The sequence below is a fragment of the Streptomyces sp. NPDC020597 genome, assembly GCF_044335095.1.
Taxonomy (GTDB): domain Bacteria; phylum Actinomycetota; class Actinomycetes; order Streptomycetales; family Streptomycetaceae; genus Streptomyces.
This window is the reverse complement of the sequence record NZ_JBIRUL010000005.1, coordinates 241,853-263,422: the sequence shown is the minus strand read 5'-3', so window position 1 is coordinate 263,422 and position 21,570 is coordinate 241,853. Positions and strand designations below refer to the sequence as shown.

General features: G+C 73.4%; 19 protein-coding genes and 2 riboswitches. Of the genes, 10 read left to right on the top strand and 9 right to left on the bottom strand.

The features are described from left to right. Positions 1-104: 104 nt before the first annotated feature. Positions 105-2,873, bottom strand: a complete 2,769-nt coding sequence (locus ACH4ZA_RS11990; RefSeq protein WP_398429146.1) for a protein kinase — start codon at positions 2,871-2,873, stop codon at positions 105-107. Between the two features lie 343 nt (positions 2,874-3,216). Further along, positions 3,217-3,342: riboswitch (cobalamin riboswitch) on the top strand. 90 nt (positions 3,343-3,432) lie between these two features. On the opposite strand from ACH4ZA_RS11990, the gene ACH4ZA_RS11985 reads away from it, so the two are divergent. The 4 genes from ACH4ZA_RS11985 to ACH4ZA_RS11970 are packed head-to-tail and all read left to right on the top strand — an operon-like array spanning position 3,433 to position 6,945. Continuing rightward, positions 3,433-4,473, top strand: a complete 1,041-nt coding sequence (locus ACH4ZA_RS11985; protein WP_398429144.1) for an ABC transporter substrate-binding protein — start codon at positions 3,433-3,435, stop codon at positions 4,471-4,473. Beyond that, entirely contained in the window at positions 4,470-5,531 is a 1,062-nt protein-coding gene (locus ACH4ZA_RS11980; RefSeq protein ID WP_398429143.1) for a FecCD family ABC transporter permease, read from the top strand. Before ACH4ZA_RS11985 ends, ACH4ZA_RS11980 begins: the two co-directional genes overlap by 4 nt. Next, positions 5,528-6,367: an ABC transporter ATP-binding protein gene (locus ACH4ZA_RS11975; protein ID WP_398429142.1), complete on the top strand. Its 840-nt coding sequence runs from the start codon at positions 5,528-5,530 to the stop codon at positions 6,365-6,367. The genes ACH4ZA_RS11980 and ACH4ZA_RS11975 overlap by 4 nt, the downstream gene beginning before the upstream one ends. Further along, positions 6,364-6,945, top strand: a complete 582-nt coding sequence (locus ACH4ZA_RS11970; protein WP_398429141.1) for a histidine phosphatase family protein — start codon at positions 6,364-6,366, stop codon at positions 6,943-6,945. The genes ACH4ZA_RS11975 and ACH4ZA_RS11970 overlap by 4 nt, the downstream gene beginning before the upstream one ends. A 45-nt stretch (positions 6,946-6,990) precedes the next feature. Here the strand turns inward: ACH4ZA_RS11970 and ACH4ZA_RS11965 are convergent, their stop codons facing one another. From ACH4ZA_RS11965 to ligA, 3 genes are all read right to left on the bottom strand, one after another. Beyond that, positions 6,991-7,749, bottom strand: coding sequence for a CbtA family protein (locus tag ACH4ZA_RS11965; protein WP_398429139.1), 759 nt, complete (start codon positions 7,747-7,749; stop codon positions 6,991-6,993). A gap of 20 nt (positions 7,750-7,769) precedes the next feature. Continuing rightward, the gene (locus tag ACH4ZA_RS11960; RefSeq protein ID WP_057576756.1) at positions 7,770-7,991 is read right to left on the bottom strand and encodes a CbtB-domain containing protein; all 222 of its coding nucleotides are present in this window, start codon (positions 7,989-7,991) and stop codon (positions 7,770-7,772) included. Positions 7,992-8,052: 61 nt separating this feature from the next. Continuing rightward, positions 8,053-8,130, bottom strand: a riboswitch (cobalamin riboswitch). Positions 8,131-8,330: 200 nt separating this feature from the next. Beyond that, positions 8,331-10,475, bottom strand: a complete 2,145-nt coding sequence (gene ligA, locus ACH4ZA_RS11955) for an NAD-dependent DNA ligase LigA (protein ID WP_398429138.1) — start codon at positions 10,473-10,475, stop codon at positions 8,331-8,333. 157 nt (positions 10,476-10,632) lie between these two features. Here ligA and ACH4ZA_RS11950 point away from each other — a divergent pair, with 157 nt between their 5' ends. Then, positions 10,633-12,063 (top strand): PP2C family protein-serine/threonine phosphatase, encoded by a 1,431-nt coding sequence (locus ACH4ZA_RS11950; RefSeq protein WP_398429137.1) that lies wholly within the window; start codon positions 10,633-10,635, stop codon positions 12,061-12,063. Between the two features lie 45 nt (positions 12,064-12,108). On the opposite strand, the gene ACH4ZA_RS11945 is transcribed toward ACH4ZA_RS11950, so the two are convergent. Continuing rightward, the gene (locus ACH4ZA_RS11945) at positions 12,109-12,546 is read right to left on the bottom strand and encodes an ATP-binding protein (protein WP_398429135.1); all 438 of its coding nucleotides are present in this window, start codon (positions 12,544-12,546) and stop codon (positions 12,109-12,111) included. 310 nt (positions 12,547-12,856) lie between these two features. Between ACH4ZA_RS11945 and ACH4ZA_RS11940 the strand changes: the two genes are divergently transcribed. The 4 genes from ACH4ZA_RS11940 to ACH4ZA_RS11925 all read left to right on the top strand — a co-directional run bounded on the left by ACH4ZA_RS11940 (position 12,857) and on the right by ACH4ZA_RS11925 (position 16,011). Continuing rightward, on the top strand, positions 12,857-13,732 hold the full coding sequence (locus ACH4ZA_RS11940) for a helix-turn-helix domain-containing protein (protein ID WP_398429134.1): 876 nt from the start codon (positions 12,857-12,859) through the stop codon (positions 13,730-13,732). Continuing rightward, a complete protein-coding gene (locus ACH4ZA_RS11935; RefSeq protein ID WP_398429133.1) occupies positions 13,729-14,001 on the top strand; it encodes a DUF397 domain-containing protein in 273 nt (90 codons plus the stop codon). Before ACH4ZA_RS11940 ends, ACH4ZA_RS11935 begins: the two co-directional genes overlap by 4 nt. A gap of 85 nt (positions 14,002-14,086) precedes the next feature. Then, on the top strand, positions 14,087-14,893 hold the full coding sequence (locus ACH4ZA_RS11930) for an SAM-dependent methyltransferase (RefSeq protein ID WP_398429132.1): 807 nt from the start codon (positions 14,087-14,089) through the stop codon (positions 14,891-14,893). A 59-nt stretch (positions 14,894-14,952) separates the two neighbouring features. Beyond that, on the top strand, positions 14,953-16,011 hold the full coding sequence (locus ACH4ZA_RS11925) for a phosphotransferase enzyme family protein (RefSeq protein ID WP_398429131.1): 1,059 nt from the start codon (positions 14,953-14,955) through the stop codon (positions 16,009-16,011). 28 nt (positions 16,012-16,039) lie between these two features. On the opposite strand, the gene ACH4ZA_RS11920 is transcribed toward ACH4ZA_RS11925, so the two are convergent. Further along, positions 16,040-16,585, bottom strand: coding sequence for an AAA family ATPase (locus tag ACH4ZA_RS11920; RefSeq protein ID WP_398429130.1), 546 nt, complete (start codon positions 16,583-16,585; stop codon positions 16,040-16,042). A 216-nt stretch (positions 16,586-16,801) separates the two neighbouring features. Between ACH4ZA_RS11920 and ACH4ZA_RS11915 the strand changes: the two genes are divergently transcribed. Next, positions 16,802-17,617: an SAM-dependent methyltransferase gene (locus ACH4ZA_RS11915; protein ID WP_398429128.1), complete on the top strand. Its 816-nt coding sequence runs from the start codon at positions 16,802-16,804 to the stop codon at positions 17,615-17,617. 130 nt (positions 17,618-17,747) lie between these two features. On the opposite strand, the gene ACH4ZA_RS11910 is transcribed toward ACH4ZA_RS11915, so the two are convergent. The 3 genes from ACH4ZA_RS11910 to ACH4ZA_RS11900 form a co-directional block, all read right to left on the bottom strand. Beyond that, on the bottom strand, positions 17,748-19,202 hold the full coding sequence (locus tag ACH4ZA_RS11910; protein WP_398429127.1) for a WGR domain-containing protein: 1,455 nt from the start codon (positions 19,200-19,202) through the stop codon (positions 17,748-17,750). 126 nt (positions 19,203-19,328) lie between these two features. Further along, positions 19,329-20,309 carry an MASE1 domain-containing protein gene (locus ACH4ZA_RS11905; protein WP_398429126.1) on the bottom strand — a complete coding sequence of 327 codons (981 nt, stop codon included), beginning with the start codon at positions 20,307-20,309 and terminating at the stop codon, positions 19,329-19,331. Positions 20,310-20,398: 89 nt separating this feature from the next. Continuing rightward, positions 20,399-21,247, bottom strand: coding sequence for a PP2C family protein-serine/threonine phosphatase (locus ACH4ZA_RS11900; protein WP_398429292.1), 849 nt, complete (start codon positions 21,245-21,247; stop codon positions 20,399-20,401). Positions 21,248-21,570: the final 323 nt, after the last annotated feature.

Genomic DNA, 21,570 nt, shown 5'->3' with positions numbered 1-21,570 from the left:
GGCCCTTTCGCAGATCCGTCAACGCCCTCAGCCTGGCATCGCGCTCCGGCGCCCGCGCGCCGGCCGCGCCGGGGCGGGGACCGAACGGGTGGTTCCCGTCGCCCTCAGGTGACGGGCAGCCCGTAGGCCCGGTCGAAGTGCTGGGCCACCAGGTGTCCGGCGCCGTCGCAGGAGAGCTGCCACCGGTTGACGCCGGTCTCCCGGCCGTCGGTGAAGTTCCACAGCAGCCGGCCCGACGCGGTGTCGATCGCGTAGAAGCCGTCCTTGTTCTCGAAGGCCGTCACGTAAACGGCGTGTGCGCCCACCGCGACCGGGCCGTCCATGTCGAGGCGGGGAGTCTCGCAGAACCAGCGCCGGGAGCCGCTCGCCGCGTCGAAGGCGTGCACGCCGCAGGGGTCCGTGCTGGTGACGTAGACGGTGTTGCCGACTGCTCCGAGGGACGCGTACGTGCCCCGTTCCGCCTTCGCCTTCCACCGGAGTCTGCCGGTGCCCAGCTCCAGGGCGATGAGCTCGGAGCCGATCGCGAACACGGTCTGTCCGAGGACGGCGAGGCCGGGCCTGAGGTCGTAACCCACCTGGTGCCGCCAGCGCAGGCTGCCGGCGTCACGGGTGCTGCGGACGGCGATGTTACGCAGCCCGTCGGCGTAGACGAAGTACTCGTCGGTGAGCACCGGTTGCAGCGCGATGCCGACGTCCTGCGGATCGACCGGTATGACGAGGGCCTGACGCGCCTCGATGTCGACGCCGAAGACGGAGTCGGTGGAGGTCGCCACCCCCTGGTCCCCCGGCCGGCGCTGCAGCTTGGCGCCGAGCACCGAGACGGTGTGACCGTCGTAGGCGCCGAGCAACTGGTCGAACCGGTAGTCCTCGCCGAAGTCGAGGGTGAACTGCTCCGCACCGCCGACCGGGTCCACGCCGATCACCGTCGCGCCCGCCCCCAACGCGACCGCCGCGCCGTGGATCAGCAGGACGGGACCGGGCGAGAGACTGATGCCCTGGTACACCCAGCGGGGTCGCGACCCGTTCTTCACGTCGAGACCGATCATGTCCCCCGGACGGCTCTTCAACAGGGCCGTGCCGTCGTGGAAGACGGCCGGGACCTGCAACAGCGGTTCGCCCCGGTAGATCCAGGTCGGCTCGGGCGCCCGGCCGAGCGGGCGCGACGCCTTCCCGCCCGGCACTGCGCGGACGGCGAGCGCCGCTCCCCCGACGATCGCCGCGCCGGCGGTCGCGGCCAGGACCGTGCGCCGGGCGACTCCGGCGCGTGCGGGGGCGCGATGGTGGGCGGCCGTGCCGGAACGTTTCGACGCCGATTGCGGCAACGCGTCGCGCACCGGGAGCTCCGGCGACTTCCTGCCCGGAGTCGAACCCGGCGCCCGCGACCGCCCCTTCGCCGGTTCCGGCGCCTGCGCCCCTCCCGCGGGCCGCTCTGCGGCCTCGCCCCCGGACCGGTCTGCGGCTGTGCCCACGGGCCGGTCGGCGGCCCCGTCCCCGGGCCGGTCCACGACCTCGGCTACGGCACGGGCTTCGGACCCGGCTCCGGCCCGGGTACCGGCCGCTGCCCGTGACTCGGCCCGCGTGAGCGCCCTCCCGTGGGTCCGTGCCCGGCCCGGCCCGTCGTCCGGCGCGACGAACGACTCGGCCCCCGGCAGCAGCGCGGAGAGGCCTGCGCCCGCTGCTGCACCAACGCCCTCGCCGCGGGGTGCGACCCCGTTTGCGTTTCCCTTTCCGATTCCGGCTGCGCTTCTCGTTCTGTCTCCGTGTCGGCCTCCGCCAGCGCCTGCGCTTTCACAATCGCTATCGGGAGTGCCGCGCGTCGGCCGGTCGGCGGCCGAGTGGGCCGCCCCGTGTCCGGCGGGTCCGGGCGGCTCTGCGACGGGCCCCGCGGCCGGCGCCGGCGGCGCGAAGGCTCCGGGCCGCGAGACCGGGTCCGGGGGCGCGGGGCGGTCGAGGTCCCGCACGGCCGCCTGACGGGAGGCGACCATGGCGGCCACGGGCGCCGGCAGCCAGCCCTCCGTCAGCACCTGTTCGGCACCGCCGGGAGCGCAGGCCGCGGAGAGCCGGTCGGGGTGGATCCTCAGGACCGGGTCCTTGGCGTGACAGAGGCTGATGATCTTGTCCAGCGGTTCCGGCACCTGACTCAGGTCGGGCGACCCGTGCGCCACCTGGTAGAGCAGCGCCGCGCCCACCGCCCCGCCGAACGGCGAGCGTCCGGACGCGGCGAACGCGAGCACCGACCCGAGGCAGAAGACGTCGCCCTCCGGGCCCATCGGATCGCCGGTGGCCTGCTCCGGGCACATGTAGTCGAGAGAGCCGAACAGGGTGCCCGAACCGGTGAGTTCATAGCCGTCGCGGGCGCGCACGATGCCGAAGTCGATGACCCGCGGGCCGTCCGCCGCGAGCAGCACGTTGGACGGTTTGAGGTCACGGTGCACGAGCCCTTCGGCGTGCACCGCGGTCAACGCCTCGGCCACGCCCGCGCCGAGTGCGAGCACCGTCTCCACCGGCAGCGGCCCGTGCGCGGCGACCGCCTCGGCCAGGGTCGGGCCGGGCACGTGGTCGGTGGCGAGCCAGGGCGTCTCGTCGTCCGGCGCGGCGTCCACGACGTGCGCCGTGTAGGGGCCGCCGACCGCCGCCGCAGCCGCCACCTCCCGCCGGAAACGAATACGGAAGCTGTCGTCGTCCGCCATCTCCGGACGGATCACCTTGACGGCGACGACGCTGCCGGCCCGCGACCGCGCGAGATAGACCCGGCCCATGCCGCCCGCACCGAGCCGGGCCAGGAGCCGGTACGGCCCGAGTCGCTCGGGGTCCTCTGGACGCAGTGGCTGCATGACCTCGGCCGCCTGTTCTCGGTGGTGACGGGCTGACATCCCGCCCACGGTGCGGGGAAGGCCCGGTGGGGTCCGGACCACAGACTAGGCGCTGGAACGGCGGGCGGGAGCACGTCCTCACATGCGGGTTCACCCACCTCGAAGTAAGTGCCTGGCCGTCCTCCGCTTCCACCGCGCTCATATGACGTCCGGTCAGAGATCGGGTGACACGTGCTTTCCCTGCGGGAACAGTGCGCGATGAGCAACAAGTGCACGATGAAAGCACATACCGGGCCGGAGACCTCCGATGTGCCGAAGGTCACCCCCGTCGAGGCCCTCGACGCCTGTGGTAGCTTGCCGAGGCCAGTCGTACTCGTGCACGCCCCCAGGGCGTGCAGGGGTCAGGGAATCCGGTGGGAATCCGGAGCTGACGCGCAGCGGTAAGGGCGACGGGCGGGGCTTTCGGCCACTGGACGCGCATGCGCTCCGGGAAGGCGCCTCGTCCGGGTGACCCCGAGTCCGAAGACCTGCTGGCGGCCTCCGGTGTCGCAGACCGGCCGGAGGAGCGCACCGTACGACCGGGCTTCGCGCTTGAGCCCTCGACGCCGAAGGAAACCCCGTGCCGTTCGCACGTCCCGTCCGTCCTGCCGTCCTGTTCCTGGCGGGCGCCCTCCTGGCGACCGGCTGCGGCGGCTCCGCCGCCTCCTCCGGCGGTCCCGCCGGCAGCCACGCGGCCGGCCGCCCGGTCACGCTCGACAACTGCGGACAGCGGGTCCGGATCGACACGCCCCCTCGGCGGGCGGTCTCCCTCAATCAGGGCACGACGGAGATCATGCTCTCCCTCGGGCTCGCCGACCGGATGGCGGGCACCGCCACCTGGACCGACCCCCTGCCCAAGAGCCTCGAGAAGGCCGATGCCCGGGTGCGGCGGCTGGCCGACAACGCGCCTTCCTTCGAGAAGGTCCTGGACGCCGAACCCGACTTCGTGGCCGCCTCGTTCGCATCCACTCTCGGCAAGGGCGGGGTGGCCACCCGCGCCCAGTTCGAGAAGCTCGGGGTCCCGACCTATCTCTCCCCTTCCGACTGTGCGGGCAAGGACAACAGCGGCGGCGGCGACGGCGTCCGCACGAAGCCGCTGACCATGGACGCGGTCTACGGCGAAGTACGCGACCTGGCCCGGGTGTTCGGCGTCGAGAAGCGAGGGGAGGAACTGGTGGCCGGTCTCAAGTCCCGCGTGACCAAGGCCGCTTCGGGACTCGACGCCGGGAACGTCACCCTCCTCTACTGGTTCGCCGACTCCCAGTCCCCCTACTTGGCCGGCTGCTGCGGCGCCCCCGGCGTCATCACCCGCGAACTCGGCGCGAAGAACGTCTTCGACGACACCGAGGAGGAGTGGCCGCAGGTCAACTGGGAGACCGTCGCCGACCGCGACCCGGACGTCCTCGTGATCGGCGATCTGACCCGCAGGCAGCAGACGGCCGAGACCGCGGCCAGGAAGATCGCGTTCCTGGAGTCCGACCCGGTCACCCGGAACATGACCGCGGTGCGCGAGAAGCGGTACGTGCTGCTGTCCGGGCAGGCGATGAACCCGACCGTGCGCACCGTCGAGGGCGTGGAGAAGGTCGCGGCGGCACTGCGCGCGTACGGCCTCGCACGATGACCGCCGCCGGCCCTGCGGCCGCCGCTCCCACGGCGGTGGCGGCGCGGGGGCTGCGCCATGTGCTGCTGTGGGCGGCCGGGCTCGCGCTGCTGTGCGCGTCCGTCGCCGTGGCGATCACCATCGGTCCGGCCGACATCGCGGTCCGGGACGTGTGGTCCACGGTGGCCGCCCATCTCGGCCTCACGGAGGCCGGGTTGACGCCGTTGAGAGACGGCATCGTGTGGGATCTGCGGCTGCCGCGCACCCTGCTGGCCGCGGTGTGCGGAGCCGGCCTGGCCGTGTGCGGCGCGGTGATGCAGTCCCTGCTGCGCAACCCCCTCGCCGACCCGTTCGTCCTCGGGATCTCCTCCGGCGCCTCGACCGGCGCGGTCGCGGTGGTCGTGCTCGGGGCGGGCGGCGGAGCCCTGTCGGTGTCCGGGGGCGCGTTCCTCGGTGCGGCGGTCTCCTTCGCGCTGGTGCTGCTGCTCAGTCACACACTGGGCGGCGCCACGGACCGGGTGGTGCTCGCCGGGGTGGCGGCGATGCAGTTGTTCTCGGCGCTCACCTCGTTCGTCGTCATGACGACCGCCGACGCGGAGACCACCCGCGGCGTCCTGTTCTGGCTGCTCGGCTCGCTCAGCGGGGCCGGCTGGGCGGACGTGGGGGTGGGTGGGGCGGTGCTGGTCGGGGTGCTGCTGGTGTGCGCGGGGTACGCGACGACGCTGGACGCCTTCGCGTTCGGGCAGGACGCGGCCGCGTCGCTGGGCGTGCACGTGGCCCGCACCCGGCTGGTCCTGCTCTGCGCCACCGCCCTGCTGACGGCCACCCTGGTCAGTTCGGCGGGGGCGATCGGCTTCGTCGGCCTCGTGCTCCCGCACGCGGCCCGGGCCCTGACCGGTCCCGGACACACCCGGCTGCTGCCGGCCACCGCCCTGGCGGGGGCGGTGTTCCTGGTGTGGGTGGACACCCTCGCCCGCACCGTCCTGGACCCGCAGGAGGTGCCGGTGGGCGTGGTGACCTCGCTGATCGGCGTCCCGGCGTTCGTCCTTGTGCTGTACCGGACCAGGAGCGCGCGATGACGGGGACCGCCGGGGACGACGGCCTGCGCGGCGACCGCCTCGCCTACGCGGCGGGCGGTTCGCTGATCCTGGACGGAGTCGGTCTCGCGCTGCGCCCGGGAACCGTCACCGGTCTGCTCGGTCCCAACGGCTCCGGCAAGTCGACGTTGCTGCGGCTGCTCGCGGGCGTCCTCGCCCCCGCCTCGGGCGTCGTCACCCTCGACGGCCGTCCGCTGGCGCAGGTCGGGCGGCGGGCGGTCGCCCGGCGCGTCGCCGTCGTCGAACAGCAGACCGACACACAGGTCGCGTTGAGCGTTCTGGACGTCGTGCGCCTGGGCCGGGTGCCGCATCGCCGTCCCTGGGGCGCCCCCTCGCCACAGGACGAGGCCGCGGTCCGTGCGGCGCTGGAGCGGACCGGCCTCGCCGACAAGGCCGGCCGTCTGTGGCACACCCTCTCCGGCGGCGAGCGCCAGCGCGTCCAGATCGCCCGCGCGCTCGCCCAGCAGCCGCGTGAGCTGCTGCTGGACGAGCCCACCAACCACCTCGACATCCAGCACCAGCTCGCGTTGCTGGACCTGATCACCGAGCTCGGGCTGACGAGCGTCGTCGCGCTGCACGATCTGAACCTGGCCGCGATGTACTGCGACCGGGTCGTCGTCCTCAAGCAGGGCAGGGCGGTGGCCGGCGGCACACCGCAGGAGGTGCTCACCGAGGCGCTGATCGCCGACGTCTACGGGGTGCGGGCCGCCCTCACCCGCGACGGGCCCGACGGCCGCCCGCACATACGCTTCCTGGGCGCCCTGCCCGCCGGGCCGGACGGGGAGTCCGGGACCGCATCAGAAGGAGCCGCCACGTGACCGTCCGTGTCGTTTTCGTCTCGCCCGCGACGAGTTCGTCGCTGCGACAGGCCCGTTTCGACGACGGCGCCTCGATCGACCCCGCGGGGGCGGCGCTCGCCCGCGCCGCGGCCGGGTCGCTGCCCGCGGCCGCACGGGTCCTCGTCTCGCCCGGCGTGCGGTGCGTCGAGACGGCGGCTGCCCTCGGTCTCGACGCGCTGGAGACGGCGGAGCTGGCGGGGCTCGAGGTGGGCCGGTGGCGGGGCCTGACGCTCGCCGAGGTCGGCGCCGCCGAACCGGAGGCGGTGGCCCGCTGGCTCGGCGATCCCGCGTCCGCCCCGCACGGCGGCGAGTCCGTGCGGGATCTGTGCGCACGGGTGGCCGGCTGGCTGGAGACGGCCGCGGACGGCGAGGGACGCGTCCTGGCCGTCGTGGAGCCGGAGGTCGTACGGGCCGCGGTGGTGCATGTGCTGGGGACGCCCGCGACGGCTTTCTGGCGGCTGGACGTGCCGCCGTTGACGGCGACCTCCGTCAGCGGGCGCGGCGGCCGCTGGAACCTGCGGCTGGGGCTCCCGCTGGATCGGGCGGAGGCAGCCTGAGGTCGCGTCCGCCCGATCGTCGGTCTCCGGGACGGAGCCCGCGGCTCAACGCGCCGCCGTCACCGCCGTCCCGGCGGCGACCGCGGCGGGCTTCGGGTTCAGCAGCCGTTCGGCCAGTTCACCGAAGACCAGGCCGAAGCCTGCCCACATCGTGATCTGCAGGGCGAGCGAGGAGAGCCGGAACCGCCACAGCAGGGCCGCCGGGAAGTCCGTCGGCACCTCGTTGACGGAGGGCAGGAACGCGTAGGCCAGCCCGATCACCACGGTGAAGCCGAGGACGGCGACGACCGTGGCGTACCAGGCGCCCAGTCCGGGCGCGAGCCGCTTGCCCGCGATCACGGCGGCGACCGCGAGGAGCACGCCGAGCACCATCATCAGGAAGTACAGGGTGGTCCGCTTGGCGATGGTGTCGTGGTCACCGACCGCGGGCGGATTGGCCGGGTACTTGAGGAACGGGACGACGTACACGGTGAGCAGGGCCGCTCCCGAGAGCAGGAGCGCCGTGGCCCGGGGGGTGAAGCGACCCACGCGGCCGAGCGCGAAGCAGTAGGCGAGGGCGGCGATGCCGCCGAGCGCCACCCCGTACACCAGGACGCCGGTGGCGAGGCCCGCGGTGGACTGGAGGCTGCGGGAGACGAGTTCGACCTCGTGCTCGTGGGCGGGTGCGTGGGACTCCTCGAAGCCGATCGCGCTGTCGACGTTCGGCTCGCCGAGGAAGTAGGCGACGACCAGGGCGAGCACGCCGGCCGCGAGGCCGGCGAGCATGCCGCGGACGAGCAGGTTTCTTACCGTTGCGGAGTTCATCGAGTGTGCGGCGTCCCTCGTCAGTGGCAGGGGAAGCCGAGAAGGTGGCGTGCGTCGTGCACCCACTCGTGGACTCCCTCGCCGGAGACGACGGACGTGGCGCCCTGTTCGGCGCCGACGAAGTACAGCAGGACCAGCATCAGGACGCCGAAGAAGACGGCCCAGGGGGCGATGTCCTTCAGCGGCAACTTGGCGGGGACCACAGGGGTGGTGGGGGTCGGCTGGGCGACATGCTGCGCCATGGCAGGGCCTCCTCTGGGAGTTCGCGTCCCATCTCGGTGGTGCACAGGACGACGGCTCCGGGTCTGACTCTCGATGCGCTCCCGAGGAGGAGCGCACCGTTCACAGTGGCGCGACCGTGCCGGACTTCCACCGGCTTCCGTGCTGACGTCGTCGATATCAGAGCGACGGTACCGCGTGTCGAGCGCGCGGCCAATACCGCACCACCTGGCGTGACGTCGCTCTCCGCGGCCGAGTGGCGCGGATCACCGCCCGGATCGGGCGCCGATCGGCACTGATCGCCGGGCCGGCCGGGGGCTGTTCGCCGCGCCGGCGGCGGCGGACGGCTGCCGAGCCGGCCGTCACGCCGACGACGAAGCGCCGGCGTCCGGGGTGAGGAGGCCGGCCACCAGGGCGGCGAACTCGTCCGGGGCGGCGAGGCGGACGCCGAGCGCCTCGGCCTTGGCGCGCTTGGATCCGGCGCCCTCCCCGGCCACCACGAGGGAGGTCTTCCCCGAGACGCTGGAGGAGGAGCGGCCGCCGGCCCGTTCGATGAGCTCGTTCATCTGATTGCGGCTCAGCTTCTCCAGCGCCCCGGTCATCGCGCCGGTGACGACCACCGTCATCCCGGCCAGCGGACGGCCCGCCTCGTCGGCGCCCTCCGCGCCGTCGCCGTCGCCTTCGCCCTCGTCCGCTGCTCCGGTCGTCCGGGGTGTGGGCGCGGTGGCGCCCGGCTCGGTCATGTTCACCCCGGCCGCGACGAGTTTGTCGATGAGCGGGGCCAGTTCGGCGAGTTCGGCGACGATCGAGGGCGCCTTCTCGGCGCCGATGCCCTCGACCTGCCGGATCGCGTCGGCGTCGGCGGCGCGGAGGTGGTCCATGGTGGCGAAGTGCCGGGCGATGCGCCGCGACATCGAGCGGCCGGTGCCGCGGACGCCGAGCGCGCAGAGCACTCGCGACAGCGGCTGCGCTTTCGCGGCCGCGAGCGCGGCCAGCAGGTTGTCGGTGCTGGTCTCCCCCATCCGCTCCAGGCCCAGCAGCTGTTCACGGGTGAGAGTGAACAGGTCGGCGAGGTCCCCGACCAGTCGGGCGTCGACGAGCTGGACGACCCGGGTGTGGCCGAGGCCCTCGATGTCGAGCTGGTCGCGCCCGGCGGCGTAGGACAGGGAGGCGACCAGGTGGCAGTCGCGGCCGTTCTCGCAGCGCCAGCGCTGCTCGCTGGTGTCGATGCCCGAGCCGCACCGCGGACAGGTCTCGGGGAAGGGGATGGGCTGTTCCTCGCCGGTGCGCAGATGGGCGACGGGCGCCTCGATGCGCGGGATGACGTCACCGGCCCGGTGGACCATGACCCGGTCGCCGAGGCGCAGGTCGCGGCGGGTGATGTCGGCCGGGTTGTGCAGGGTGGCGTAGGTGATGGTGGAGCCCTCGATCTCCACCGGCTCCAGGACGGCGCGCGGCGCGATGACGCCGGTGCGGCCCACGTTCCACTCCACCGCCAGCAGCCGGGTGATCTTCTCCACGGCCCGCAGCTTGAAGGCGATCGCCCAGCGCGGGGCCCGGGAACCGGATCCGGCGGCCGCCTGGTCGGCGGCCAGGTCGGCCTTGACGACGATCCCGTCGATCCCGAACGGCAGCGACGCGCGCAGCGCGGCCGTCTCCTCGACCCGGGTCAGGACCTCCTCGACGGTGGACACGGTGACGCCGGGCACGGCGGTGGCGGCCGTGGTGTTCACGCCGAGCGCGGCGGCCTCGGTCATGAGGTCGCTGTGCGCGCTCTCCCGCAGACGCTCGGCGAGCGCCGGGTCGCTGTCGGCGAGGGGCAGCAGGCCGTAGCCGAAGAACGTCATCGGGACCGTGTAGGCGCGTTCCCTGGCGCGCAGGGTGCCCGCGGCGGCGTTGCGGGGGTTGGCGAACGGCGCTCCGCCGTGTGCGGTGCGCACCTCGTTGGCGTGCTCGAACTGGGCGTTCGTCATCAGGACTTCGCCGCGCACCTCCACCGTGACCGGCTGCGAAAGCTCGGTCGGCAGGCCCTCCACGGTGCCGATCGCGTGCGACACGTCCTCCCCGGCCGTCCCGTCGCCCCGGGTGACGAGCTGCGTCAGACGGCCCTGCCGGTAGCGGGCCGCGATGGCCAGGCCGTCGAGCTTGGGCTCCACGCTGAACCGGGTGACCTCGCGGCCGATGCGTCTGGCCAGCGAGACGGTCCACGCCGTGAACTCGTCGGGCGAGAACACGTTGTCCAGGCTCAGCATCGCCGTCGTGTGCGGGACGTCGCCCACCACGGCCCCGCCGGCGACCTTCCCCGTCGGGGAGTCGGCCCGCGTCTGCTCCGGGTGCTCGGCCTCCCAGGCCGCGATGGACCGCACCAGACGGTCGTAGTCGTCGTCGTCCAGTGCCGACGTGCCGGCGGCGTAGTACGCCGCCGACGCCTTCACCGCGTCCTCGACCGCCTGCGCGTAGGCGGCGGCGTCCCCGATCACTGCACCACGTGTTGTCATGCCGGTCATCCTGCCCGCCACCACTGACAACGCCCTCGAGCGCCGCCGGTGCGAGCCGCCCGGGCGGCTCGCACCGGCGGCCTCGGTGCGTCCTCCGTGCGGCGGTGATCTTCACAACTGGCTTTTGGATCAGTTGATTTGACGCGTCATCATATAGTGGGCGAGGGTGCGCGGCGGCTCCCCCAACCCGTCGCGCGGCCGGAACCCCCACTGGAAAGGCACGACCCTGCGGAACGAACCGCGCAGCGCCACTCCCGACCCGTCCGCCGCGCTGCCCTCCCCCCGCCGGTCGGCGTTCTCGCCCGCCGCCGACGTCATCGGCACGGAACTCGACCTGCGGTTGACCGCCGACCATCTCGTGCACGCGCTGACCCCCGGCTTCTGTGACGCGGCCTCCGTGTACCTGCTGGAGCGCTGGCGTCTGGAGGAGAACACGCGCCCGCGCACGGACGCGCCCCGTGTCGAGGTGCGCCGGACGGCGCTGCGCGTCGGGCCGGGCGCGCTGGCGGACTGGGAGGCCGCGCTGCCGGTCGGCGAGGTGGTCGCCCACTCCCGCCGGACGCCCTATGCCCGGGCCCTCGCCGACGGGCGGGCGCGACTGCTGGACGCGGTGGATCCGCACACGTCCGGGCGGCTGGTGGGTCCGGGCGGCGACGACGCGCGCGCCGGCGACCTGCTGCGCGTGACGTCGTTCCTGGTGGTCCCGCTGCGGCTGCGGGACCAGCCGATCGGCTTCGTCAACTGCACGCGAGGACCGGGCCGGCCGCCGTTCGGCACGGCCGACGTGGCCGCCGCGGAGGCACTGGCCGCGCGGACCGCCGTCGCCCTGGACAACGCGCGCCGGTACGAGCGGGAGCGGCGCACCGCGCTCGCCATACGCAACAGCCTGCCGTCCGGCGCCGCCGAGGAGTTCGGAGGCTGTCGCGCCGCCCACGGCTGTCTGCCGGCCGGGCACGGCAACCTCGTCGGCGGCGACTGGTCCGACGTGCTGAGGCGGCCCGGCGGCCGGGTCAGTCTGATCGTCGGGGACGCGATGGGACACGGTCCCGAGTCCGCCGTCGCGATGATCCAACTCCGCACCGCCGTGCGGACGCTGGCGGCACTGGACATATCCGCGGCCGATCTCGTCGGCCGGCTCGACACCCTCGCCGGGGACTCCCCGGGCGTCTCCTTCGCCACCTGCATCTACGCGGAGTGGGACGCCCGGCGGCACACCTGCACCCTGGTGGGGGCGGGCCATCCTCCCCCGCTGCTGCGCGGTCCGCGGGGTCGGACCGCGCCCGTCCCGCTGGCCGGGGCGGGTCTGCCCCTCGGACTGGGCGCGGGCAGCTACGAGGAGACCGTGCTGAGCGTGCCCGAGCCCGCCCTGCTGGTCCTCTACAGCGACGGCCTGGTCGAGACCCGCGACGCCGACATCGATCACGAGATCTCCCGCCTCGCGCGCACCGTGGACGCGGCAGCCGGCGAACATGTGGACGGCGACGCGCAGGACGCTCTGCCGTCCCTGTGCCGACGGCTCCTGCACGCGGCGTCCGGCACGGCCGGAGCCGACGACCGCACCCTGCTGCTCGCCGAACTGACGCCCGCGGGCCGCTGACACCGGGGCGCACCGCCGGGAGCGGCCGAACGCGCCGGCGGGCGCTCAGTCGGCCAGGTTCGCCCACACCGCGTTGCCGCCGGTGAGGCGCGACCGGTCCACGCCCCAGGACTGGGAGAGCTGCTCCACCAGGAGCAGGCCGCGGCCGCCCTCGTCGTCGGGGCCGGGTTCGCAGCGCGGCAGGCCGCGGCCCGTACGGTCGTGGTCGTGCACCTCCAGGCGCAGGCATCCCTCGGCGACCAGACCGACCCCGCACAGGAACCGGGCGCCGAGCGTGTGCCGCACGGCGTTGGTGGCCAGTTCCGAGACGAGCAGGACGGCGTCCGCGCACACTTCGCCCGGCAGCCGCCACGCGGTGAGCCACGAGGTCATGGAGCGGCGGGCGATCGACACGCTGGAGCGGTGCGCCGGGAGTTCGAGCCAGTGGGTCCGGTCCGGGCTCCAGGTGTCTAAGAACTGCGGGGAGGTCGCGTGGGGGGACACGGTGGTCGCCTTCCGTGGGGGACGGGAGCAGCCGGAGGCCGGGGAAGGTGAGCAAGAGGCCCGAAAGGAGGGGGTGTTCCGGATGGGCCCTGCACCGGTGAACTGCCGAGCAATCCAACTCACGTGGGGATGACGGAGCTTGGCGGGAGAACGCTCGAGTTCGGCGGCGCGGTTCACACAAGTAACTATGCTCGCAATGAAGTTCAAGCTGCAACCGACTGCCTGATAATTTCAGCAAGCCGATATCCGTCTGGCCGCTTCGGTACGCCGCTGCCAGACTCGCGGCGGTGTCTCTCCCCAGGAGGTAGGCGTGAGCGAAGGCCGTTCGGGCGCGGGCAGCCCCACTGCGCCCACCGTGCTGCGCATGATCCTCGGCCGCCGTCTGCAGGAGCGACGCCGCAACGCGGGCGTCTCGCTGGAGGACGCGGCCCGGGCGCTGCGGGTCAAGCCGCTGACGGTACGACGCCTGGAGAAGGCGGAGGTCGGACTGCGGCCCCTCTACGTGGAGATCCTGCTGGAGACGTACGGAGCCGGCCGGCAGGAGATCGAGGAGTTCGTCGGTCTCGCCGAGCGGGCCAACGAGCCGGGCTGGTGGCACTCGTACCGCGATGTGCTGCCGAGCTGGTTCAGCGCCTACGTCAGCCTGGAGACCGCGGCCCGGACCCTGCGCGCCTATGAGCCGCACTATGTCACCGGGTTGCTGCAGACCCCGCGTTACGCGCGCGCGGTCCTGAGCGGCGGCTTCCCCAACGACCGTGACGACGACCTGCGGCGCCGCGTCGACCTGCGGCTGCGCCGCCAGAGCCTGCTGGAGAGAGCCGACGCGCCCACGCTGTGGGTGGTGCTGGAGGAGGCCGTACTGCACCGGGTGGTGGGCGGCTCCGAGGTGATGCGGGAGCAGATCGACCGGCTGCTGGAGGCGTCGGAACTGCAGCATGTCAGCGTGGACGTCGTGCCGTTCGCGGCCGGCGCCCACGTCGGCGCGTGCGCCCCGTTCACCTACTTCCGGTTCGAGGAGCCGGAGCTGCCCGACGTCGTCTACACCGAGATCCTCTCCGGCGCCGTCTACCTGGACCAGCGCTCCGACGTCGCGGCCCATCTGGAGGCGCACAACCGCATGTCCCTGCTGACGTCGGACAACGACAGCAGGGCACTGCTGAACCGGATGCGCAAGGAGTACTCATGACCGGCGCCCAGGGCATCGACGGCCGTGCCCACCACCACGTCTACAACGGCATGCCCGCCGCAGACCTCGGCGAGCACGGCTGGGAGTCCCCGTGGAGCGGGCCCAACGGCGGGCAGTGCGTGCAGACCAAGCAACTGGCCGACGGGCGCGTGGCGATGCGGCAGTCGACCGATCCCGCCGGCCCCGCGCTGATCTACACCCCCGAGGAGATCGCCGCGTTCGTCGCGGGCGTGAAACGGGGTCTCGCCGACCATCTCACGGCAGGCTGAGCCCCGGGCTCGGACCTCGCAGAACCTCCGCCCCACCGGCGCGATCCGCCGGACACCCCCCACGCACACCACCGAAAGGCACAGGATGACCACCTCGAACGCCGCGCGGGACATCGACACCAGCAGGCCGCACTCCGCCCGGATGTACGACTACTACCTCGGCGGCAAGGACCACTTCGACGTGGACGAGCAGGCCGCGGAGACCGTGGCGTCGGTCTACCCGGGCATCTTCGTGTGCGCCCGGGAGAACCGCGCGTTCATGCACCGGGCGACCCGCGTCCTGGCACGCGAGCACGGCATCCGCCAGTGGCTGGACATCGGCACCGGCATTCCCACCGAACCCAACCTGCACCAGGTCGCCCAGTCGGTGGTCCCCGACGCACGCGTCGTCTACGCCGACAACGACCCGCTCGTGCTGAAGTACGCGGAGCGGCTGATGCGCAGCACGCCCCAGGGCCGCACGGCCTACGTCCACGGTGACGTGAACGACCCGGGCGCGCTGCTCGACGCGCCCGCCCTGGCCGACGTGCTGGACCTGGACCGGCCGGTGGCCCTGTCCCTCAACGCGCTCATGCACTTCGTCACGGACGAGCAGGACCCGTACGGCATCGTGGGCCGCCTGCTGGACGCCCTGCCGTCGGGCAGCGCGCTCGCGCTCAGTCACTGCACGCCCGACTTCGACCCGGTCACCTGGCAGAAGGTGACCGACATCTACACGTCCGCGGGCACGCCGGTGCGGTTCCGTTCGCAGCAGGACGTCGCCCGCTTCTTCGACGGGCTCGACCTCCTCGAACCCGGCATCGCGGTCGGCCACCGCTGGCGTCCGGACGGCGCCGTCGAGGCCACGGACGCCACCGTCAGCCTCTGGACGGGCGTCGGCATCAAGCCGTGACCGGCCGCCGCACCGGCACACCGACACACCGCCGCACCGACTGTGGACGGGAGTTGCACATGCACGACACGGGCGACCTGGGTGACGTCGTCGCGGAGGCGTACGCGCTGGGCTCCGGCGACTGGACCATGGAACCGGTCGCCCGCGGCGCGCTCGGGCAGATCTGGAAGCTGACGCGCAAGCACGCGCCGAACGGCCCCTCGGGCGGCTCGGCGGGCGGGCCGTCGTCCGGGCCGGCATGGGCGGTGAAGGAACTGCTCTTCGACGGTGACGAAGAGCAGGTGCTGCGGGAGTCCGCGCTGCGCGACGCCGCGGAGAGGCTGGGCATCGCCTCTCCGCGGCTCTTCCCCGACCGTGCCGGCGCCTGCCTCTCCCGGCTCGGCGGTTCGCCCGGCGGGCCCTGCGTGAAGCTGTACGAGTGGGTCGACGGGGCCCGGGCGGACCCCCGCGACCCGGAGATCCTCAGCTGGTGCGGCCGGACGCTCGCCGCCCTGCACCGGGCGGGGGCACAGGAGACCCGGGCGCCCGATCCCTGGTACGAGCGATGTCCGTCGCCCGCTGAGTGGGACAGGCTCCACTCGCGGGTGCGGCGGGCCGGCGTGGCGTGGGCCGACGACCTGGGCCGGTTCGCCGCCTCGTCGGCCGGGAAGCTCGCCCGCCACGTGACCGCGTCCGTCGCCGACGGCGTTCCGGCCGCCGGTGAGGTGGTGGTGACGTCCCATCTCGACGTGCAGCCCCAGAACGTGCTGGTGGGGCCGCACGGGCCGGTGCTCCTCGACTGGGACAACGCCGGGCCGACGTCGGCGGGGCGCGAACTGGCGCAGGCCGTGTTCGTGTGGTCCGGCGGGAACGACTTCCACGTCGGGTCCGCCCGGCGGCTGGTGCGCGCGTACCGGGAAGCCGGGGGCCGCCCCGTCCTCAGGGGCCCGGACTCGTTCTCTATGCTCTTCGCGACGGCCCTGAACTACGTCCGCGTGCAGGCCGAGTGCGCGATCGATCCGACGGTGACGCCGGCGCAACGGGAGTTCGCGAGCGGTCAGGTCGTCGCCTCGCTGCGGAATCTGCCGGATCCGACCGCCGTCGCACGACTGGCGGAGTGCCTGGAGCCCTCGTGGTGAGGGCGGCCGGTGGGCCCGGGGGCCGAGGTCAGCGGTCCGTCGGCGGCAGTCGGTCCAGGCCCGTCTCCCGCAGAACGCGCCCGACGGTGTCGGCGAGGGCGCTGTCCGCGCCGATGACGGTCTCGGCCCCGCCCGGCAGCAGATCCAGGGGGCGGTACCAGTCGCGCAGGTCCGCCTCGCCCACGTCGTGCGCGATCGGCTTGGTGGCGTGGCGCACCAGGGTCTCGGCGAACGGCACGTCGAGGTAGTAGGCGTGGGTGGGGCCGCGGTGGTCGGCACGCAGCCGGGCGAGCATCGCGCCGTAGTGGTCGGCGTACAGGAGTCCCTCGAGGACGACGTGGTAGCCGGCGTCCAGGGCGTAGCGGGCGACGGCGTCGATCAGCCCGATGTTCGCCGCCCCCGGCCGGTCGCGCTCGCGCAGCACCTGCCGGCGCAGGTTGTCCTGTGCCACGAGCGCCAGACCGCGGCCGAACCGGTCCCGCAGGGACGCCGCCACCGTCGACTTGCCCGAGGCGCTGTTGCCGCGCAGCACGATCAGCCGGGTCTCTCGGGTGCCTGCCCTCACGGTGGCCACCGTACCGGCCCGCGCCCCCGGTGGCCCGGTCGCCGGTGCGCGTGCGCCGGCCCACGCGCCGACGCGTCCGGGAGTGCTTTTCCGCCACGCCGGGCAATTGTGCCGATAAGCTGCCGTTACCGACCGAAAATGTGAACTGGTGTCCGTAACATGGTCGTTGGGACGTAAGTTGTGGCTAGACCTGCTCACGCCACGGCTGAAAGACGGACGCCCCTCATGACCGACCATGTCACCACGCCCGGACCGGCGGCCCCTCAGAAGATCGACACGACGGTGCCGCACTCGGCCCGCATCTGGAACTACTGGCTGGGCGGGAAGGACAACTACCCCGTCGACGAGCAGGCCGGCGACGCGTACACCGCCGTCTTCCCCGGCATCGTCACCATCGCCCGCAGCAGCCGTGCCTTCCTGCGCCGCAACATCACGTTCCTCGTCGCCGAGGCCGGCATCCGCCAGTTCCTCGACGTGGGGACCGGCCTGCCGACCGCCGAGAACACCCACGAGGTCGCCCAGCGGCTGGCCCCCGAGACACGGATCGTCTACGTCGACAACGACCCGCTGGTCCTCGCCCACGCCCGTGCCCTGCTCACCTCCACCCCGCAGGGCGCGACTGCCTACGTCGACGCCAACGTGCTGGACCCCGAGCGCATCCTGGCGGCCGCCGCCGAGACCCTGGACTTCACCCGCCCCACGGCGCTCATCCTCAGCAACATCCTGGGCCATGTCGCCGACTACGACGAGGCGCGTTCCGTCGTCACCCGGCTGATGGCCGCGCTGCCCTCGGGGAGCTACCTGTCCGTCAACGACGGTTCGCGAGGCGTGGACCCGGTCTTCGAGCAGGCCCAGGACGCCTACAACGAGAGCGGCGCGGTCCCGTACAACCTGCGCACGGTCGAGGAGATCACGGCGTACTTCGACGGTCTGGAACTGCTGGAGCCCGGGGTCGTCTCGGTCCCGCTGTGGCGTCCGGAAACCGCCTCCCCGGCCCCGGCCGTGATCGGCGAGCACGGCGGACTCGCCCGCAAGCCGTAACCGGCGTCCGGCCGACGGCCGGGACGGAACAGACGTCGCCTCCGCCGCGACGGCCCGTCAGGGGCGTCGCGGCGGAGGCGGCGTGCCGTCGCCCCCTCCCCCCACGTCACGGACGTGCCCCCCACGGGCCTCACAGCAGTCGGCGGATGTCGCCGCGGACCCGGTAGAAGCCGCCGGCCGCCGAGTGCAGGGCGTCCACCGCGTACCGCGCCCCGGGCTCGCGTATCTCGCGCGGGAACTGCACGTTCCACGAGGTGTCGTAGCCCTCGGAGACCACGTGCACCCTGATCCGGCCGCCTTCCCGGACGCACTCGACGACGACGGCGCCGGCGGGCGCCTGGGCGACCGTCGCCACCGCGCTCGCGGCGGTGACCGGCGCGTAGGTCGGCAGGACCGCGGCGAGCTTCACGTCCCGGGCCTGCGGGACGGTGCCCCGCTGCGCCGCGGAGACGGCCGCCTCGCTCGCGTCCACGCAGACCAGCGAGCCGTCCGTGGTCACCAGGTACAGCCGGTCGTCGTGATACTGCATCGACAGGGCCGATCCGCCGCCCGTGCCGAGCTTCCACAGACGCGTGCCGTCCCGGTCGAAGCAGTAGACGGACGACGACGCGTCCCCCGCGAACACGAACCGGCCGCCCGGCGAGGTGGCGCACGAGTACACCGCGCTGTCACAGCCGTACGTGGCCTCGATCGCGCCGGTTGCCTTCGACAGCCGCTGGACCACCCGGTGTGCGGTGCCCGCGTACACGGCGTCGTCCTCCTGCCAGCCGAACAGGACGCCGCCTCGGGTGGCCGTGTGCCAGAGCTCGCCGCCGCCGTCGGGCGCGTAGGCGGTGACGCCCCGGTGGTGGCCGTGATAGACGCCGCGGTCTTCGGCGCGGACCATCCACGCGTGCTCGCCCTGGCTGCGGCGGGCCCACTGGTGTTCGTCCTCGTGGTCGATGACGGTGAGCCGGCCGCCCCGGTCGGAGACGTTCAGCACGCCTTCGTGGATGTCCAGCCAGAAGATGTCGACGTCGGCCGTGATGTCGTAGGCCGCGAAGGGCAGTTTGGACGACAAGTCGTACACCTTGCCGTCGTCGCAGCCGGCGTAGATCCAGAAGTCGTCGGCGACCAGGCACTTCACGCCGTCGGGCAGGTTGAACCGGGCGAGGACGCCGCCCTCGTGGTCCAGGGTGAAGACGTCGCCCGCCTGGTTGCCGACCCAGCAGTGGTCGTCGTCGACGTGGATGCCGAAGGCGGAGGAGCCGGTGCGGAAGCGCCACAGGACCGGGGCGACCGCGCGTGCCGTGGACGGCGCCGAAGCGACCTGACGGCGCGTGACCGCGCGGGGGGCGCGCTGCCCGGCGACGGCGGGGGCATAGCCCTTGCGGACCTTCTCCCCGACCTTCTTCGCCGCGGCGGCGCGCGCCTTCTCGGCGGTGGGGAACGCGGTCGTCTGCACCTGGCCCGGGGCGCCGATCCGCCCGTACCGCACCGTCACCGCCGTGCCGTCGACGGTGACTTCGTAGAACTTGTGCGCACTGCCGTCGTCCTGAGACAGCTCCAGATACGTCGTGGACAGCGTGCTGGACCCGGTAGACATGACACACCTCTCCCCAAGGCGGGCCCCCGGCCGTTCCGGCGAGTCCCACTGATCGAACCGTAGGCGCAGGCACTGACATCGAGGCGCCGCCCGGTCCCGGCGGGGCCGGCACGCGGGCCGCCGGGGTCAGTCCTCGGAGTCCTTCGCCGGGCGGCCGGGCGGGGCCTCGCCGGCGGTGAGGTGCTCCAGGACCTCGACCAGTTCCTGACAGGCGCGCTCCACGGAGCGGCGGGTGTTGCGCTGTTCGGTGATCACCGCGGAGAGGAGCAGGGCGGTCAGGGCCATCGTCCCGTTGAAGGCCTGCAGCTTGATCATCACCTCGATCCGGGTCAGCCCCTCGAAGGGCCCGACGGCTTCCGTCGCGGCGACCGTGGCCAGCACCGAGGTGAACAGGGCGCACAGCATGCTGCCCGCGAGCTGGAAGCGCAGCGCCGCCCAGATCAGCAGCGGGTAGACCAGGAACAGGAGGCTGACAGAACTGCGCGTGGCCAGCGGGACCAGGACGCAGGCGCTGAGCGCCAGTCCCGTGGCCTCCTTCCAGCGCGACAGGTCCAGGGGAAGCCGCATCGCGGACAGCATCAGCAGCACGGGGGTGACGAGCAGCACGCCCATCGCGTCGCCGACCCACCAGGCCAGCCAGACGGGCCAGAAGCTGTGCGCGCCGAGGCGGTCCGTGAGCAGCAGGAGACCGACGCCCACGGTCGCGCTCACCAGCATCGCGGTGAGCGCCCCCAGGAACACCAGTGCGAGTCCGTCGCGCAGCCGTGCCAGGTCGTTGCGGAAGCCCACCCTGCGCAGCAGGAGGTACGCGCACACCGGGGCGGCGGTGTTGCCCACCAGATTGCCGATCACCACGGGCCGTAGCGAGGTCAGCGACATGATGACCAACAGGGCCCCGAGGGCGATGCCCGGCGCGCAGCGGAGGCCGAGGAGCAACAGGCAGGCCACCGCGACGCCGGTGGGCGGCCAGATGGGGGTGAACACCGCGCCCTCGACGACGAGCTCCCGCATGAGGCCCAGCCGCCCCGCCGCGTAGTAGCAGAGGGCCACGGCCAGCGTCAGCACGACGAAGCCGGCCGGCCGGCGCAGATCCTCGGTACCCACCACAGCAGCCATCAGACACCGGCTGCGCGCCCTCGGCGAGGCGGGAGCCTCCGTGTGGCCCTACGGCGCAAGCGCGGCGGCCCCCACCGCCCCTACGGCCGTACGCGTGGCACGTCCGGCGCGACCAGCCCGTCGTGCCCCACGACCAGCACCGCCGCGTCGTCCTCGTGCCCGACCCGCTCGGCGCCCCTGATCACCGCGGCGGCGAGCGAGCCCGCCTCCATGCCCGCGACGGCGGCTATGCCCGCGAGCCGTACGACCTGGTCGAGGCCCTCCTCGACGCTCAGCGTCGGCCCTTCGACGACGCCGTCCGTGAGCAGGACGAACACTCCGCCCTTGGTGAGCCGGTAGCGGGTGACGGGATAGTCCGAGCCCTCCTGGACGCCCAGCGGCGGTCCGCCCTCGTCCTCGGCGACGCCGGACTTGCCGTCCGCGGTGGCCCACACGCACGGGATGTGGCCGGCTCGGGCGCTCTCGAGCACGCCGGTGGCGGGATCGAGCCGCATGAAGGTGCAGGTGGCGAAGAGCTCGCTGCCGAGCGAGAGGAGCAGGTCGTTGGTCCGGGCGAGCAGCTCGCCCGGCTCGCCGGTCACGGAGGCCAGGGCGCGCAGTCCGGCCCGGACCTGGCCCATGAAGGCGGTCGCCTCTATGTTGTGGCCCTGGACGTCGCCGATGGACAGGCCGACCCGTCCGTCCGGCATGGCGAAGGCGTCGTACCAGTCGCCGCCCACGTTGAGTCCGTGGCAGGCGGGCGCGTACTGCACGGCCAGCCGGAATCCGGGGCCGACGGGGAGGTCCCGGGGCAGCATGCCGCGCTGCAGGGCGAGGGCCAGCTCCACGCGGGAGCGTTGCTGCTCCGCGCGCTCACGCGCCTGGGCGGTCAGCGAACCGAGTCTGGCCAGCAGCTCGTCGCCGTCGTCCGTGGTGCGCTTGCGGGACATGATCACTCCGGCGGGACGGCAGCTCGTCGGGAGGACGGCCCTGTCGGGCAAACCTCACATTTTACCTTTAGAGGATGATAGCGGGCGCGGGGCGAGACCCGTCGGGCAAACCGAGCAGGGGGTGCACCCGCCCGGCCCTGCGGGACCGCCGCCGCCGCGGAACACCGGCGGGCACGGGAGCGCCGACGGGCCGTGCGCGCGCCCGGGCGGCACGCGCCGGACCCTGGGAGCGCCGGCGGCCACGGGACGTCGGCGGGCAGGGCACGGGCACACCGGGCGCGGTCCGTGCCGACCCGCGCCGGTGTCAGCGCGCTCCGCCGGTG